Source organism: Empedobacter sp. GD03861 (assembly GCF_029840885.1).
GTDB lineage: Bacteria > Bacteroidota > Bacteroidia > Flavobacteriales > Weeksellaceae > Empedobacter > Empedobacter falsenii_B.
This window is the reverse complement of record NZ_JAOCDJ010000005.1, coordinates 12,918-28,618: the sequence shown is the minus strand read 5'-3', so window position 1 is coordinate 28,618 and position 15,701 is coordinate 12,918. Positions and strand designations below refer to the sequence as shown.

The 15,701-nt window shown below is 31.7% G+C and carries 19 protein-coding genes; 6 read left to right on the top strand and 13 right to left on the bottom strand.

The annotated features are described in order from the left end of the window. Positions 1–73: 73 nt before the first annotated feature. Positions 74–670 (top strand): ribonuclease HII, encoded by a 597-nt coding sequence (locus N5D03_RS03970; RefSeq protein ID WP_280050988.1) that lies wholly within the window; start codon positions 74–76, stop codon positions 668–670. 61 nt (positions 671–731) lie between these two features. Here the strand turns inward: N5D03_RS03970 and coaD are convergent, their stop codons facing one another. After that, on the bottom strand, positions 732–1,193 hold the full coding sequence (gene coaD / locus N5D03_RS03965) for a pantetheine-phosphate adenylyltransferase (protein WP_280050987.1): 462 nt from the start codon (positions 1,191–1,193) through the stop codon (positions 732–734). Continuing rightward, entirely contained in the window at positions 1,181–2,170 is a 990-nt protein-coding gene (locus N5D03_RS03960; protein WP_280050986.1) for a D-alanine--D-alanine ligase, read from the bottom strand. The genes coaD and N5D03_RS03960 overlap by 13 nt, the downstream gene beginning before the upstream one ends. A gap of 91 nt (positions 2,171–2,261) precedes the next feature. Between N5D03_RS03960 and N5D03_RS03955 the strand changes: the two genes are divergently transcribed. The 3 genes from N5D03_RS03955 (at position 2,262) to N5D03_RS03945 (ending at position 5,645) form a co-directional block, all read left to right on the top strand. Further along, complete coding sequence (locus tag N5D03_RS03955; RefSeq protein ID WP_125348649.1) at positions 2,262–3,230, top strand: PASTA domain-containing protein; 969 nt, start codon at positions 2,262–2,264, stop codon at positions 3,228–3,230. 11 nt (positions 3,231–3,241) lie between these two features. After that, a complete protein-coding gene (locus N5D03_RS03950; protein WP_115001543.1) occupies positions 3,242–4,333 on the top strand; it encodes an RluA family pseudouridine synthase in 1,092 nt (363 codons plus the stop codon). 76 nt (positions 4,334–4,409) lie between these two features. Beyond that, a complete protein-coding gene (locus N5D03_RS03945) occupies positions 4,410–5,645 on the top strand; it encodes a DEAD/DEAH box helicase (RefSeq protein WP_280050985.1) in 1,236 nt (411 codons plus the stop codon). Between the two features lie 62 nt (positions 5,646–5,707). Here N5D03_RS03945 and N5D03_RS03940 read toward each other — a convergent pair whose 3' ends face one another. The 7 genes from N5D03_RS03940 to lipA all read right to left on the bottom strand — a co-directional run bounded on the left by N5D03_RS03940 (position 5,708) and on the right by lipA (position 11,199). Continuing rightward, a complete protein-coding gene (locus tag N5D03_RS03940) occupies positions 5,708–6,868 on the bottom strand; it encodes a dicarboxylate/amino acid:cation symporter (protein ID WP_280050984.1) in 1,161 nt (386 codons plus the stop codon). A 123-nt stretch (positions 6,869–6,991) separates the two neighbouring features. Beyond that, entirely contained in the window at positions 6,992–7,303 is a 312-nt protein-coding gene (locus N5D03_RS03935) for a GIY-YIG nuclease family protein (protein ID WP_038331876.1), read from the bottom strand. A gap of 93 nt (positions 7,304–7,396) precedes the next feature. Continuing rightward, positions 7,397–8,656, bottom strand: coding sequence for a CinA family nicotinamide mononucleotide deamidase-related protein (locus tag N5D03_RS03930; protein WP_280050983.1), 1,260 nt, complete (start codon positions 8,654–8,656; stop codon positions 7,397–7,399). 55 nt (positions 8,657–8,711) lie between these two features. After that, on the bottom strand, positions 8,712–8,912 hold the full coding sequence (locus tag N5D03_RS03925) for a hypothetical protein (RefSeq protein WP_148097314.1): 201 nt from the start codon (positions 8,910–8,912) through the stop codon (positions 8,712–8,714). 48 nt (positions 8,913–8,960) lie between these two features. Further along, a complete protein-coding gene (locus N5D03_RS03920; protein WP_115001553.1) occupies positions 8,961–9,470 on the bottom strand; it encodes a GLPGLI family protein in 510 nt (169 codons plus the stop codon). Between the two features lie 5 nt (positions 9,471–9,475). Next, positions 9,476–10,249 carry a GLPGLI family protein gene (locus N5D03_RS03915; protein ID WP_115001555.1) on the bottom strand — a complete coding sequence of 258 codons (774 nt, stop codon included), beginning with the start codon at positions 10,247–10,249 and terminating at the stop codon, positions 9,476–9,478. A gap of 80 nt (positions 10,250–10,329) precedes the next feature. Beyond that, positions 10,330–11,199 (bottom strand): lipoyl synthase, encoded by an 870-nt coding sequence (lipA, locus tag N5D03_RS03910; RefSeq protein ID WP_280050982.1) that lies wholly within the window; start codon positions 11,197–11,199, stop codon positions 10,330–10,332. A gap of 135 nt (positions 11,200–11,334) precedes the next feature. Between lipA and N5D03_RS03905 the strand changes: the two genes are divergently transcribed. Next, positions 11,335–11,826, top strand: a complete 492-nt coding sequence (locus N5D03_RS03905; RefSeq protein WP_219033666.1) for a copper resistance protein NlpE — start codon at positions 11,335–11,337, stop codon at positions 11,824–11,826. Positions 11,827–11,872: 46 nt separating this feature from the next. Here the strand turns inward: N5D03_RS03905 and N5D03_RS03900 are convergent, their stop codons facing one another. After that, on the bottom strand, positions 11,873–12,379 hold the full coding sequence (locus tag N5D03_RS03900; RefSeq protein WP_180905057.1) for a methylated-DNA--[protein]-cysteine S-methyltransferase: 507 nt from the start codon (positions 12,377–12,379) through the stop codon (positions 11,873–11,875). 85 nt (positions 12,380–12,464) lie between these two features. Between N5D03_RS03900 and N5D03_RS03895 the strand changes: the two genes are divergently transcribed. Continuing rightward, the gene (locus N5D03_RS03895; RefSeq protein WP_115001559.1) at positions 12,465–12,917 is read left to right on the top strand and encodes a copper resistance protein NlpE; all 453 of its coding nucleotides are present in this window, start codon (positions 12,465–12,467) and stop codon (positions 12,915–12,917) included. A gap of 54 nt (positions 12,918–12,971) precedes the next feature. Here the strand turns inward: N5D03_RS03895 and N5D03_RS03890 are convergent, their stop codons facing one another. The 3 genes from N5D03_RS03890 to N5D03_RS03880 all read right to left on the bottom strand — a co-directional run bounded on the left by N5D03_RS03890 (position 12,972) and on the right by N5D03_RS03880 (position 15,605). Further along, positions 12,972–13,376 carry an NUDIX domain-containing protein gene (locus N5D03_RS03890; RefSeq protein WP_115001561.1) on the bottom strand — a complete coding sequence of 135 codons (405 nt, stop codon included), beginning with the start codon at positions 13,374–13,376 and terminating at the stop codon, positions 12,972–12,974. 3 nt (positions 13,377–13,379) lie between these two features. After that, a complete protein-coding gene (gene galE / locus N5D03_RS03885) occupies positions 13,380–14,393 on the bottom strand; it encodes a UDP-glucose 4-epimerase GalE (protein WP_221854190.1) in 1,014 nt (337 codons plus the stop codon). Between the two features lie 96 nt (positions 14,394–14,489). Beyond that, positions 14,490–15,605, bottom strand: coding sequence for a DegT/DnrJ/EryC1/StrS family aminotransferase (locus tag N5D03_RS03880; RefSeq protein WP_180905055.1), 1,116 nt, complete (start codon positions 15,603–15,605; stop codon positions 14,490–14,492). Between the last annotated feature and the right edge of the window lie 96 nt (positions 15,606–15,701).

The window sequence follows — 15,701 nt, the reverse complement described above, 5'->3', positions numbered from 1 at the left end:
ATTTAAGATTTCTCTAACATTTACAAAATTTTTTTATGCTAAATTTTGATAACTTTGTTAAAAAAATAAAAAATTGTATAAAGTTTTATCAAATCACGAATATGAAATAGGTTGTGATGAAGCAGGAAGGGGTTGTTTGAGTGGTCCTGTTGTAGCAGCAGCCGTTATTTTGGGAAATGATTTTGAAAATGAAATTATTAATGATTCAAAACAATTATCTGAAAAGAAAAGAAATTCGTTGAGAACATTTATAGAAGAAAATGCTAAATATTGGGCAATTGGAATTGTTTGGCCGAATGAAATAGATAAAATAAATATCTTAAACGCTAGTTTTTTAGCTATGCATCGAGCTATTGATCAATTAGATTGTCCGAAAGATTTGATTGTTGTTGATGGAAATCGTTTTAATAAATATCATGATGTCCCACACAAATGTATTATAAAAGGTGATTCAAAATATATGAATATTGCGGCAGCATCTATTTTAGCAAAAACGTATCGTGATGAATATATGGAAAAAATCCATGAAGAATTTCCAATGTACGATTGGAAAAAAAATAAAGGTTATCCAACAAAAGCTCATCGATTAGCAATAAAAGAATTTGGAGCTACTCCTTATCATAGGATGACATTTAAGTTATTACCAGATCAATTAAGTTTAGATTTATAGAAAATAAAAACGAGAGCATTATATAAATGTTCTCGTTTTATATATATAATATAACGTTATTCTAAATCCTCACAACATCTGGAACTAATATCTCATATTTTCCCCCGTTTCGCATGACATCACGAACAATACTTGAACTGATGTAAGCTTTCCCAGAAGATGTCAATAAAAAGATTGTTTCGATATTATGATTTGTAATTGCTCGGTTTGTGTGCGCAATCGCTTTCTCAAATTCGAAATCGGCTGGATTACGAAGTCCACGTAAAATAAATTGTGCATTTACTTTATCACAAAAATCTACAGTCAGACCTTTATAAGCAATCACTTCTACATTTTCGAATTTCGCAACCGAATCTTCAATAAACTTAATTCTTTGCTCCAAAGAAAACATATAATTCTTCGATGAATTTGTTCCAATAGCAACAATAATTTTGTCAAATAAAGGAACTGCACGCTCTATAATATCTAAATGCCCTAAAGTAATTGGATCAAAAGACCCAGGAAATACGGCTACTCTATCCATGCTGAAGGTCTATTTAAAGCAAATTCTATTTCACTATCCATCAAATCTTCCAATGCAATTCCTGCATGAGCAGCTTGCTGAGGAAAAATACTTGCAGGAGAAAAACCTGGCAACGTATTCATTTCAATAAAATGCGGTTCTCCATTTACAATAATATATTCTGAACGAGAAAATCCAGACATATTAATACATTTATATGCTTTAGCTGCAATTTCTCTTACTCTTGCTTCAACTTCTGGCGTTAAACGAGCTGGCGTAATTTCGTCAGACAAACCGTTATATTTTGCATCATAATCAAAGAATTCTGTGTGCGAAACAATTTCCGTAATTCCCAACACCATTGTTTCTCCTTTGTAATTTAAAACTCCAACCGAAACCTCTGTTCCATCTAAGAAAGATTCGATCAAAACTTCTTTATCTTCAAGAAAAGCTTTTTGCATTGCTGCCTCAAATTCTTCTTCTTTATGAACTTTCGAAATTCCTAAACTTGATCCTGAACGATTTGGTTTTACGAAACAAGGTAAACCGACTTGATCGATAATTTCTTTTGCAGAATATTGATCACCTTGATTAATATAAATAGATTTCGCGTGTGGAATTCCATATTTACTCAATACTGCAATACAATCTTTTTTATTAAATGTTAAGGCAGATTGATAAAAAGGGCATCCATTGTATGGTAAACCAATCATTTCAAAATACGCTTGCAAATAACCATCTTCGCCTGGCGTACCATGAATTGTATTAAAAACGACATCAAACGTAATTTTTTCTCCATTTTTTTCAAATGAAAAATCACCTTTATTGATTGGATATTTTTCGCCTTCAATTTCGGCAAACCAACCTTCTTTTAAGATTCGAACCCTTGTTCTGTCGTACTTTTCTGGATTTAGACTTGAGTAAATTAACTCGCAACTTTTCAACGAAATCACGCTTTCATCCGTATATCCACCTGCTACAACTGCTACTCTTAACATGTTTAATTTAAAATTTATTCAAATATAGAACTTTGACATCAATCATAAATATTATTTTTAAACTATATTTGTGCGACAATTTATCATTTCAATGAAAGGAGTAAAATCAATCATTCAAGTTTTGCTGAATGTAGCTATTGTAATAGCGCTATCATTTGGGCTTTACCATTTTATTTTTAACGTTTGGTTAGATTCGTATACAAATCACAATGAATTTGTTGAAGTTCCGGATTTATCTAAAATGAATATTACTGATGCTACAGCTAAGTTAGAAGAACTTGGTTTGACATACGAAGTAGATAGTTCTCGTTTTGATCCAAATACGAAACCTTTTGCAATTATGGATTTTTATCCTGCAGCAGAATCGCGTGTAAAAGAAGGTCGTCGTATCTTTATTAAGTCAAATCCGAAAACATATCGTCCAGTTGAATTACCAGATTTAGTTGGAAAATCAAAACGTTTGGCCTTTACGCAATTAGAAATTTCTGGTCTTAAAATCGGAAAAATCATTTACGAACCAGATTTAGCAAAAGATGCAGTTCTTAAAATATTATACAACGGAAAAATTGTAAAAGCAGGCGAACAATTACCTCGTTTTGCGACAGTTGATTTGGTATTAGGACGCGGAATGTTATCTGGTGTTAGAATGCCTAATTTGGTTAATTTAACATTGACAGAAGCTAAAAAATCAATCAAAGATAATTTCTTCGAGATTGGTCAAATCAAATTTATTGGAGCTTCTCATGATACAATCAACGCAAGAGTTGTTTATCAATTCCCATTTGCTACGGATACTTACGATCAAGGTCAACCAATTGATATTTGGTTATCAACAGAACCTCGCGATAAAATTAGAACGCAGTTAAAAGAATTGGATGTTCAGTACAAAAACTTTGGCGAAGATACAATTAGCGGTTCTCAATATAGAGATATTATAACACAAAAAGCTGAACAGCAGATCAAAGATATGCAACAACAGCAACAACAAAATAATCAGCCTACAGAGCAACAAAAGCCTACAGAAGCGCCTAAAGCTCCAGAAGAGATTATTATAGAATAGAAAGAGAATAAATGACAGAAGATTTAGAAGATTTCTTACAAGAGGAAAACGACAATAAATTATACGAGCATTTTTCAATAACGGTTGACAAAGGTCAATCGTTATTGCGTATAGATAAGTTCTTAATGATTAGAATTGAGAACGCAACAAGAAATAAAATTCAACAAGCAGCCGATAACGGAAACATTTTAGTGAACAATGAATCTGTAAAATCGAATTACAAAGTAAAGCCTGGAGATTTTATTCAGATTATGTTAGAAACTCCTCCACGCGAGAATGAAGTTATAGCAGAAGATATTCCAATCAAAATTATTTACGAAGATGATCAAGTTGTCGTAATTGATAAAGAACCTGGAATGGTTGTACACCCTGGACATGGAAATTATACAGGAACTTTGGTAAATGCCTTAAAGTTTCATTTTGATAATTTACCATCAATGTCAGATCAGATGGAACGTCCTGGTTTGGTACACCGTATCGATAAAGACACAAGCGGACTTTTGGTTATTGCGAAGACAGAAGTTGCGATGACAAGTTTAGCAGAACAATTTGCAGCTCACACAACAGACCGTTTATACAATGCTTTGGTTTGGGGAGTTTTGGCAGAACAAGAAGGAACAATTACAGGACATATTGGTCGACACTTAAAAGATCGTATGCAAATGGCAGTTTTTCCTGATGGAGATCAAGGTAAACATGCTGTGACACATTATAAAGTAATGGAGAATTTTTCTTATGTTACATTGGTCGAATGTAAATTAGAAACTGGTCGTACACATCAAATTCGTGCGCATTTCAAACATTTGGGTCATCCATTATTCAATGATGCTCGTTATGGTGGAGATCGCATTTTGAAAGGAACAACATTCAACAAATACAAACAGTTTGTTGACAATTGTTTCGCTGCTTGTCCTCGCCAAGCTTTACACGCACGCACATTAGGATTTGATCATCCTACAACAGGAGAACGTATGTATTTCGAATCCCCGATGCCTGCTGATATGATAGATATTTTAGAACGTTGGAGAAATTATTCGGCAAACTCTGTTCATGCAACAGAACCTGAGGAAAAAATTGATCGCAACGCAAAAGAAATGGAATAGATTTATTTTTAATTATAAAGCACTTCTACGGAAGTGCTTATCTATTTCTATATAAAAACTTACACGATTTTAATCAATGAATTTTTCAGAATTAAATATAATTGAACCAATTTTAAAAGCAATTGATGAGGCTGGATATACAGAACCAACCGAAATTCAAGAGCAATCTATTCCTTTAGTTTTAGAAGGAAATGATATTATTGGTTGTGCACAAACAGGAACAGGAAAAACAGCATCTTTCGCAATTCCTATTCTACAAAACTTAACAAATTCTCCGAGTAAAGGAAGAAAAATTAGAACATTAATTTTAACGCCAACACGTGAATTAGCCATTCAAATCAACGAAAGTTTTAAATTATATGGTAAAAATTTACCATTAAAACATTTAGCGATTTTTGGAGGTGTTAATCAAAATCCACAAATTGGAGCCATCAAAAATGGTGTTGATATTTTAATTGCAACGCCTGGTCGTTTGTTGGATTTGATTGGACAAGGACATTTAAAAATTAATCAAATAGAGATTTTTGTTTTAGATGAAGCCGATCGTATGTTGGATATGGGATTTGTTCATGAAATCAAAAAGATTTTAGAAATCATTCCAAAAGAAAGACAATCACTTTTCTTCTCGGCAACGATGCCAAAAAACATTCGAAAATTTTTTCATTCAGTTCTTCGTCGTCCAAAAGAAGTCAGCGTGGCACCTGTTTCTTCGACTGCCGAAACAGTTGAGCAATTTGTTTATCATGTAGACAAAGACATGAAAGTAAAACTTTTGGTTAGCATTTTAAACGAGCATCCAGAAGATCGTACCTTGATTTTTACACGTACAAAACACGGCGCAAATCGTTTGGTAAGACACTTGGAAAAAGCAGGAATCCCTGCTGCGGCAATTCATGGTGATAAATCTCAAAATGCAAGACAACGTGCTTTAAATGATTTCAAAGAAGAAAAATTAAAAGTATTAATTGCCACTGATATTGCTGCTCGTGGAATCGATATTGATCAATTACCTTATGTGATCAATTACGAATTACCGAATGTTCCTGAAACATATGTACACCGAATCGGACGTACTGGTCGTGCGGGACGCGAAGGAAAAGCAATTTCTTTATGTGCTGCTGACGAAAGAGGTGATTTGGCAAATATTGAGAAATTGATTGGTAATTATGTGACGGTGATTAAAACACCAAAAGAGTTTTATAAATTACCTGACGCAAATAGTAACAATAATAATTTCAAGAAAAATAATACAGGTTTTAAACCCAAAAAAGATACGAAACCAAAGAATCCTCATCGAGGAAGAAGAAAATAAAGCAAAAAAAAATCACTTCGAGACGAAGTGATTTTTTTTATATTTTCATAGTTGAGTTAAAATTATTTCTCTTCAGCATATTTATCTACAATCATGCTCAATGCGCCATCAGTTGTAATATTACACGCCGTTCCAAAACTATCCTGCAATGCGAAAATAGTCAAGATCAAAGCTACTCCAGCTTCATCAAACCCTAAAACATTTGAAATTAATCCTAACGAAGCGACAACTGTTCCACCTGGAACTCCTGGTGCACCAACTGCAAAAACGCCTAAAAGCAAAACAAAAGTTACCATTGTTCCTAAATCAGGAATATGACCATACAATACTTGCGAAACCGTCATCACAAAGAAAACTTCTGTCAAAACCGAACCACATAAATGTGTATTCGAGAAAAATGGAATCGTAAAATTAGCAATCGTTGGTTTGATTACTTTACTATCGTCAACTGCTTTCACAGCAATACCCAAAGATGCAGCAGAAGACATTGTTCCAACAGCCGTTAAATAGACAGGTGGATAGTGTTTTAGAAGGTTGATTGGATTTGTTTTACGATAAAGTCCTGCAATTGTATACATTAATGTCATCCAAATAAAATGACCAACAATCACAATCAAAATTACTTTTAAGAAAACGGGTAATTGTTTTTCTATTGAGCCTTCGTAGCTCAAAATGGCAAAATTAGCAGCAATAAAAAAAGGTAAAATAGGAATCAAAACTTTGTTTACCAAAAGAATTACAATGTCTTTGAATTGATCAAAAATCTTTTCTAATTCCTTCGCTTTTGTAATCAAAATCCCCATTCCTAACATCAATGAGATAACCAAGGCAGTCATTACCGAAAATATAGGAGGAATGTCCAACTGAAACAATAATTTTGGAACTTCTCTTAATGAATCGACAGAAGTAGGGACTGATAAATTTGGAATAATTTGATATCCAGCAATCATGGAAAATAATCCCGCTCCTATTGAAGATAAATATGCAATTAATAATGAAAAACCTACTATTTTAGCAGAGCCTTCGCTTAATTTCGTAATTGAAGAAACGATAAAACCAATCACAATTAACGGAACCAAAAAGAAAATTAATTGCCCTGTAAAATATTTTAAGGATAAAACAACTTGAATTGTATTTTCGTTCAGATAATTTCCTAAAACCAAACCGGCAATCACACCCAAAAGCAATCGAAATAATGTATTGCTCGCAATCTTTTTTAACATTTGACACAAAATTTGCGACAAATATAAACTCTATTAATTTAATAGACTAAATATATTTTAGGAAATATTTTAAATCTTTGAAATTATATGAATTAAAAAAAGTTCAAAATAAAAAGAACATTGTCACTCTGAGCCTGTCGAAGAGTCTTTTCTATTTTTTGATAATAAAGGTAAATCTTCAAATCTATTATTAATTAAAGCTTCTTTTTTAGCTCTACTCCAACCTTTCAATTTCTTCTCAAAAATTATTGCATAGTTTACGTCTAAAAATTCTTGATTAAAAACTAGTTCAACTGGTCTTCTCGAAAAAGTATAACTCATAGAATCTATTCCATCGTTATGCTCATTAATTCTTTTTTGGAGATTATTTGTCACCCCTACATAATACGAATTGTCAGAACATTTTATAATGTAGACATAATATATTTTTCTCATAAACAAAGCTTTATTCTTCGACAGGCTCAGAATGACCGCAGTATTATTTTATAATCTTTTTATGTCACTCTGGTTTGCCCAAGAGTCATTATTTTAACACTCCTCTCTCACAAACTGAATTGCTAAATTCAGCGCATTATTGGAAACAATTTTAATGAATTCTTCTCGATCTAAATAGGGATAAAAATATTTTTTATTCAATGTTGAATGACCATTTGTAACAGAAATCCAAACCGTTCCAACTTCTTTTCCGTCTTCGCCTTTGTTTGGACCAGCGACACCAGTTGTAGAAATACTAATATCCGTTTTTAATTGATTTCGAACACCTTTTGCCATTTGTTCAGCAATCTGTTCCGAAACTACTGTAAATTCATCAATGTCAGATTGATTCACATTTAGCAAATTTACTTTTACAGAAGTGTCGTACGAAACAATTGTTCCGAAATAATAAGCAGAACTTCCCGAAACAGACGTGATCAAACTTGCTATATTTCCTCCAGTACAACTTTCGGCAGTCGAAATTGTCAATCCTTTTTCTTTTAAAATATCACCCAAAATTTGCTGCGCATTTCCTGAATTTTCAGAAACTAGAAATTCTCCTGCAATTAATTTGAATTGATTGATTTGATGCTGAATTTCATTTTGTAAAAATTCTTTATCTGTTCCAAACGCTGAAAATCGTAAATCAATAGAAGTTCGATTCGGTAAATACGCCAAATGAATAAATTCGGGCAAATTATTTTCCCATTCTTCTAACAAAATTGCTAAATCACTTTCTGGAATTCCACTCACCAAAATATCACGATGAAAAATAGTTTCTGATTGAAATTGGTTTTGTAATCTCGGAATAATTTCGTCGCGCATCAAACCTTTCATTTCAAAAGGAACACCTGGCAAATTGATAATAATTTTATCATTAATTGTAGTCCAAAGACATGGTGCTGTTCCATATTTGTTCTGAATAAATATAGACTTTTTTGGAATTAACGCTTGATCTTGATTAAGATTATTCAACTCTTTTGAGTAACCTCTGGCAACAAATAATTGAACAATATTTTCTAAAACTTTAGGCTCTTTAACTAGTTCACAATTCAAAAATTGACACAAAGCTGCTTTAGTTTTATCATCTTTTGTAGGTCCTAAACCTCCTGTTACAATTACAATATCTGATTTAGAAATTCCTCGTTCGAAAGCTTCAATAATATGACTCATTTCGTCTTGAACAGAAATAATTTCTTCCACTTCAATCCCAATCTTATTCAATTGTTTGGCGATAAATGCAGAATTAGTATCTACAATTTGACCAATTAATATCTCGTCACCAATTGTGAGTAATGTCGCTTTAATTTTCATATATAAAAAAACTTGCTTAAAGTTAAGCAAGTTTGATTTCATTATTTATATGATTTTATTTTCTATCTACACCTTGATTATGTAATTCGCACTGTTTTTGATTATCCTCTTCAATCATTCTCATAAATTCTGAATAGGATACCTTTTGTAACTTATTATTTATTGTAAAAATTGGTGCTTTTTTTAATTCTTTTTTCTTTGTCGCATTCCATGAAATCATCACTTCTACATCATCTTTCGTGTATTTATAATGCAATTCTAAAATCAAACCTTTTGTACCATAATATTTATCTGGCGAATATGACTAAGGAATTAAAGGCGCATACCAAGCAATAACATCAACATCTTTGTATTTCCCGATTGCTTCTTTGGTTTCGATTCCAAGAATAGTTTTACTTTTTCCAGTATCAGTAAAATTTACATAATTCAGCGAATCATAAATGATCATTTTCTTTACAAACAAATCTGTTTCATTGTAAAAAACTTTCTCTTTGTAATCAAAAATTGGTTTTTCTCCTATATCTGGACTAATTCCCATTGAGCCTCCTTGTGCTTGTTGAGAATTATCTATTTTTTGAATATTTACTGATTGACTTTGAGTTTTATTATAGGAAAATTGATAATTAATCGAAGGAATATTTTTAGACATTTCTAAAACTTCGTCTCTTTGTTTTTGATCTGGATAATATTGCTTCATCTCTTCTAAAGCTTTATCCGTAAAATGAATTTGAGGTTTTACTTCAAAATCTATTTCATAAAATTGTGCTTGTACAAAACTTGAAATGAGAATGATTAGTATTAATAGTTTTTTCATGTTAATTATTTTTTATCAACTCCTTCGCTATTGTTTCTCAATTCATTCATTTTTTTATTAGCTTCATCATAAATTGCATCAGTTTGATTTGCTTTTACCTCAATTCCTTTTTTAGGCACACTTATTTTAGGCGATTTTTTAGATTCTTTTTTAGCAATTGCTAACCAAGAATTGATCATTTCCGAATTATCAAAATTTAATTTATAGTGTAACTCTAAAATAAAACCTTTTGAAGTCGTATAAATATCAGGTGTATATAAATATGGAATATCTTTTGTGTACCAAACAATTATATCTATATCGTTTAATTTCCCTGTAGCTTCATAAGCTTTAAAACCAATAATATCCTTTGTTTTTCCTGTATCAGTAATATTAATCGGTATTAAATTATCTTTAACTAAATAATTTTTACCATAAACGTCTATTTCGTATGAGAATTGATTCAATTTATAATCATTTACAACAATCCCTCCCATATTCATTGGTACTTTAGAAATCATAGATTCATTATCTTGATTATTATTTATACGACGAATATATTCCGATTTACTTAACGATTCATTGTAAATAAACTTAAATGTTTCCTTTGGTGGATTTTGATTCATCTCAATCATTTTCTTGATTTCCAGCTTATCACCGCCAACTGCTTCTTCAAACCATTTTAATCCTTCTTCATTGTAATGCGTTTGAACTTGTGTTTCGTAAGTAATTTCATAAAACTGCGCTTGCGCAAAACTTGAAATAATAATGATGATAATTAGTGTTAATAGTTTTTTCATAGTAGTTTAATTAAGATTTAAATATAACAAAAAAGAGACACAATAACTTGTGTCTCTTTAAAATATGATAATAAATCTATTTATAAAATATGTTTCTCTGCGTGATAAGAAGAACGAACCAATGGGCCAGATTCTACGTGACGGAATCCTAATCCACGTGCGAAATCTTCGTATTTCTTGAATTGTTCTGGCGTGATAAACTCTTTCAAAGGTAAATGCTTTTTCGTTGGCTGTAAATATTGACCAATTGTAATGACATCTACATTTGCATCAGCAACTTCCTGAATTGTTTCGAAAACTTCGTCTTCAAACTCACCTAAACCAAGCATAATTCCAGTCTTTGTACGACGTTGACCTGCTTCTTTTGCATAACGTAAAACTTCTAACGAACGATCATATTTTGCTTGAATACGAACTTCGCGCGTTAAACGACGAACCGTTTCCATATTATGAGAAAGCACTTCTGGTGCAGCTTCTACAATACGATCGATGTGTTTTTCAATTCCTTGAAAATCTGGAATCAAAGTTTCCATCGTTGTTCCTGGGCTAATTCTACGAACAGCATGTATCGTTTCTGCCCAAATAATAGATCCCATATCTTTTAAATCGTCACGGTCAACAGAAGTTAAAACCGCATGTTTTATTTGCATTAATTTGATAGAACGCGCTACTTTTTCTGGTTCTGCCCAATCCACTTGCTCTGGACGACCAGTTTTTACACCACAAAAACCGCATGAACGCGTACACACATTTCCCAAAATCATAAATGTTGCAGTTCCTTCACCCCAACATTCGCCCATATTAGGACAGCTTCCACTTTGGCAAATTGTGTTCAATTTATATTTATCAACTAAACCTCTTAATTCGCGATGTTTTTTCCCTGTAGGCAATTTTACACGCAACCATTCAGGTTTTTTTACTCTTCCATCTGGTAATAGCTCAACACTCATACATTACTTTTCTGATTGGCTAATTTACAAAGTTTTTTCGAAAGCTATTACATCCTAAATAAATGAAATAAAAATATAGTTTTTAACATTTTTTGGAATATTATTTGGATTTTAATCAGTTAAAATCAATAACAAATGAAAAACTCAATTATCCTTACACTTATTTTTAGCTCAATAATTTATAGTTGCGAAACAAAGACAGATAAAGATCTTATAAAAACTGAAGAAGCAACAACTGAACATAAAGATTCAACTATTCAAAAAGAACCAATAAACTCGTCAGACACACATATTATTGATACGCATAACGCGAAAACTTCTATTGATTGGGTAGGAACTTATGAAGGAATTTTACCATGTGCTGATTGTCCTGGAATTAAAACAACTGTAACTTTAAATAAAGATGAAACTATAAAAGTAGTTTCTGAATATATGAAAGGTAACCAAAAATTAATAGATGAAGGTCGTTTCCAATGGACTGCTGATAATAATGCTTTGTATTTAGATACAAAAGATAAAAATCGACATTTTTATAGAGTAGGTGAAAATAAACTAATTATCCTATCTCAAGAAGGTGAAGATATCAAAGGTCCATTAGCAGATAAATACATTTTATTAAAAAAGTAAGATTATTAAATCAATATGAAAGACAGTAATTAAGCTGTCTTTCATATTAAAATAAGTTTAATTGTTGCGATTCTAATTCCAACAAAAATTGTTTACGTTTCTTTCCGCCTGCATATCCAGTTAACGAACCATCTGAGCCAATTACGCGATGACAAGGTACTACAATTGCAATTTTATTCTTTCCATTCGCATTTGCAACTGCTCGTATCGCTAATAAATCTCCAACAGCTATCGATTGTTCTTTGTACGATCTTGTTTCTCCAAACGGAATTTTAATTAATTCGTTCCAAACTTTTTTCTGGAAATCTGTTCCAATCAAATCAAGTGGAATGGTAAATTCTTTTAAATTTCCTTTAAAATAATCGTTCAATTCATTTTCTAAACGATTCAAAATTTCATCATCTTTTTCTAAAATTTCACCTAAGTTTTCTATTTCTTTGAGTTGTTTTTCGGTCGATTTTCCATCAAAAAACTCTAACATACAAAGTCCTTTTTCCGACTTTATGGCAAGCATTTCTCCAAGAGGTGTTTGTATTTTTTTTGAGCGAAACATTTTATAAAATTTTAGTTGAAAGTTAGAAAAATATAGTCGTAATTTGGTATCAAATTTGTTGTTAAAAATATCATAAAATTAATTTATGAAAAAATCTATTTTCGCGAGTATTTTCGCATCTTTCATTATATTCTCTTGCCAATCAAAAGGTGTTCAACAAGAACAAAAAAATACAGATTCTTCTAAAGAAATTACAGAAGCTGTAAAAAAAGAACACAATTCTATGAATTCGTTGGATTGGGCTGGAAAATATGAAGGAACTTTACCTTGCGCCGATTGCGAGGGAATAAAATATATTGTTGAATTGAAAAAAGATGGTAACTTTTTTATTGAACAAGAATATTTAGGAAAAGAAACGGTTTACCAAGACGAAGGATTTTATAAATGGGATGCTTCTGGCAATGTTTTACATTTAAATTCGAATGTAAGTCCATTAGTGTTGAAAGTTGAAGAAAATAGATTGAAAGTTTTGGATCAACAAGGAAAAGAAATTACAGGAAATTTGAAAGATAAATACATCTTGAAAAAGACTAAATAATAAAAAATAAAAGGCAATCTCGATTACGGATTGCCTTCTATTTTTGAAATTATTTTAGTTCAATAAATGATCTTTTGTTAATTTTTCAAAAACTTTGATCACACCAATTACTTGAATTTCTTCTTGTAAATATTCTTCAAAAGTAAAATAGTTGTAAGCTTCAATTTCATTTGTTGGTTTTATTTCTTCGTTCAAATCGTACAAAAAACAATCTTGTTCCATCATAAGATCCTGTTCTCCATATGCTTCAGCTGTAATATGACAATAAAAATTGAGCTCTTCTCTTACCAAATCCAAACTCAATTCTTCTTTTATTTCTCTTACCAAAGCTGTTTCAGAATTTTCACCTTTATCAATTTTTCCACCTGGTAAATACCACGCTTTTTTATTTTTGCTAAATGTCAAAAGCAGTTTATTATTTTTAATAACTAATAAACCCGCTGTTGGTAATTGAATCATCTTTTATTTTTCTAAACTTTTTTGCCATTCCCAGGCAGTACGCATACTTTCTGATAATTTTGTTTCAGGTTTCCAACCCAATTCTTTTTCTGCTAAAGAGTTATTTGCATAAGCTTCGATAATATCTCCTGCGCGACGCTCTTTGATTTCGTATTTCAATTTCAAATCATTGGCATCTTCAAATGCGTGAACAACTTCTAAAACCGTAGATCCTGTTCCCGTTCCAAGATTAAAGAATTCTAGCTTTGCTTTATTTTTATTTTCGATCAAACGAGTTACCGCTTTTACGTGTGCATCAGCCAAATCATTTACATTAATATAATCACGAATTGCCGTTCCGTCACGCGTTGGATAATCATCTCCCCAAACCGATAATGCTTCTCTGATTCCAGCTGCAGTTTGTGTAACATAAGGAATTAGATTATTTGGAATTCCTTTTGGTAATTCTCCAATTTTAGCAGTTGGATGCGCACCTACTGGATTGAAATAACGTAAACAAATCACATTTTTATCAAATGCTGCTGAGAAATCTTCTAAAATTTCCTCTCCCATTTGTTTCGTTTTTCCATAAGGAGATTCAGGTTTTTTCAGTGGAGTTTGCTCGTCAATAGGCATTTTATCCGCTTGTCCGTAAACTGTACAAGACGAACTAAAAATAATATTATCTGTATCAAAATCTTTCATCGCATCCAAAAGATTAATCAAACCTAAAATATTATTACGGTAATACATCAACGGTTTTTCAACAGATTCTCCAACTGCTTTATGCGCTGCGAAGTTGATAATTCCGTCTATTTTATTTATTTTGAAAAATTCGTTTACTTTTTCTTGATCTTTTAAGTCAATCTCGAAATAAGTTGGTTTTGTTCCAGTAATAGAAGTAATTTTGTCCAACACGCCAATTTCTGTGTTCGACAAGTCGTCTATAATCACAACTTCATAACCTGCATTTTGTAAAGCTACAACTGTGTGCGAACCAATGTAACCCAAACCTCCAGTTACTAATATTTTACTCATTTTTAATATTTAGTTTTTATAGTGAAACCAAATTTAGGAAAATAAAAAAGCTTCTGAAACTAATCAGAAGCTTTTTCGTATTATTTTTAGGATAAATTATTTTCCAAAAAATTCGCGAACAGCAGAAGTGATATAAGCTAATTGCTCTTCATCTAACTCTGTATGCATTGGCAAAGACATTACTTCTTCTACCAATTTGTTTGTATTTGGAAAATCTGCATCATTATAATGTCCGTTATCATACGCCTTTTGTTTACGTAATGGAACAGGATAATAAATCATCGCAGGAATTTCTTTTTCAGTCAAGAAAGCTTGTAATTCATTACGTTTACCATTTGTTACACGTAACGTATATTGATGGAATACGTGAGTTGTGTCTTCTCCTTTTACAGGCGTTAATAATGCATCAATATCTTTAAAAGCTTCTGTATAATAAGCCGCAGCTTTGTTACGAGCAGCGTTATAATCATTTAAGAAAGGTAATTTACGACGTAAAACTGCTGCTTGAACAGAATCCAAACGAGAGTTAACACCAACTTCATCGTGGTAGTAACGTTTGTACATTCCGTGATTTACAATTCCACGTAAACGATGTGCAATATCATCATCATTTGTAAAAATTGCTCCACCATCACCATAACAACCTAAGTTTTTTGAAGGAAAGAAAGATGTACAACCAATGTGACCAATTGTTCCAGCTTTTCGACCTTTGTAATCCGCTCCAATAGCTTGTGCAGTATCTTCTACAACATATAAGTTATGTTCTTTTGCAATTGCCATAATCTCGTCCATATTCGCACATTGACCAAATAAATGAACTGGAATAATTGCTTTTGTTTTTGGCGTGATTGCCGCTTTTAATTTTTCTGTATCAATTGTAAAAGTATCATAATCAACGTCAACTAATATTGAATTTAATTTCAATAAATCAACAACTTCTACTGTTGCAGCAAATGTAAAATCTGCCGTAATCACCTCGTCACCTGGCTCTAAACCTAGCGCCATCAAAGCAATTTGCAACGCATCAGTTCCGTTTCCACAAGGAATTACGTGTTTTACATTTAAGTAATCTTGCAATTCAGTTTCGAATTGTTTTACTTCTGGTCCATTAATAAAAGCAGCCGAATCCAAAACATTCAAAATTGCTGCATCAACGTCTCCTTTTATTTTTTGATATTGACTTTGTAAGTCAACCATTTGTATTTTTTTCATAACTTAATGAATCTTTCAAAATCTACAACTTTAAAAAGTCGTTATTATTACAACAAATGTACAAAAAAAGCTCATTCTAAATTTTTAACTTTGCAA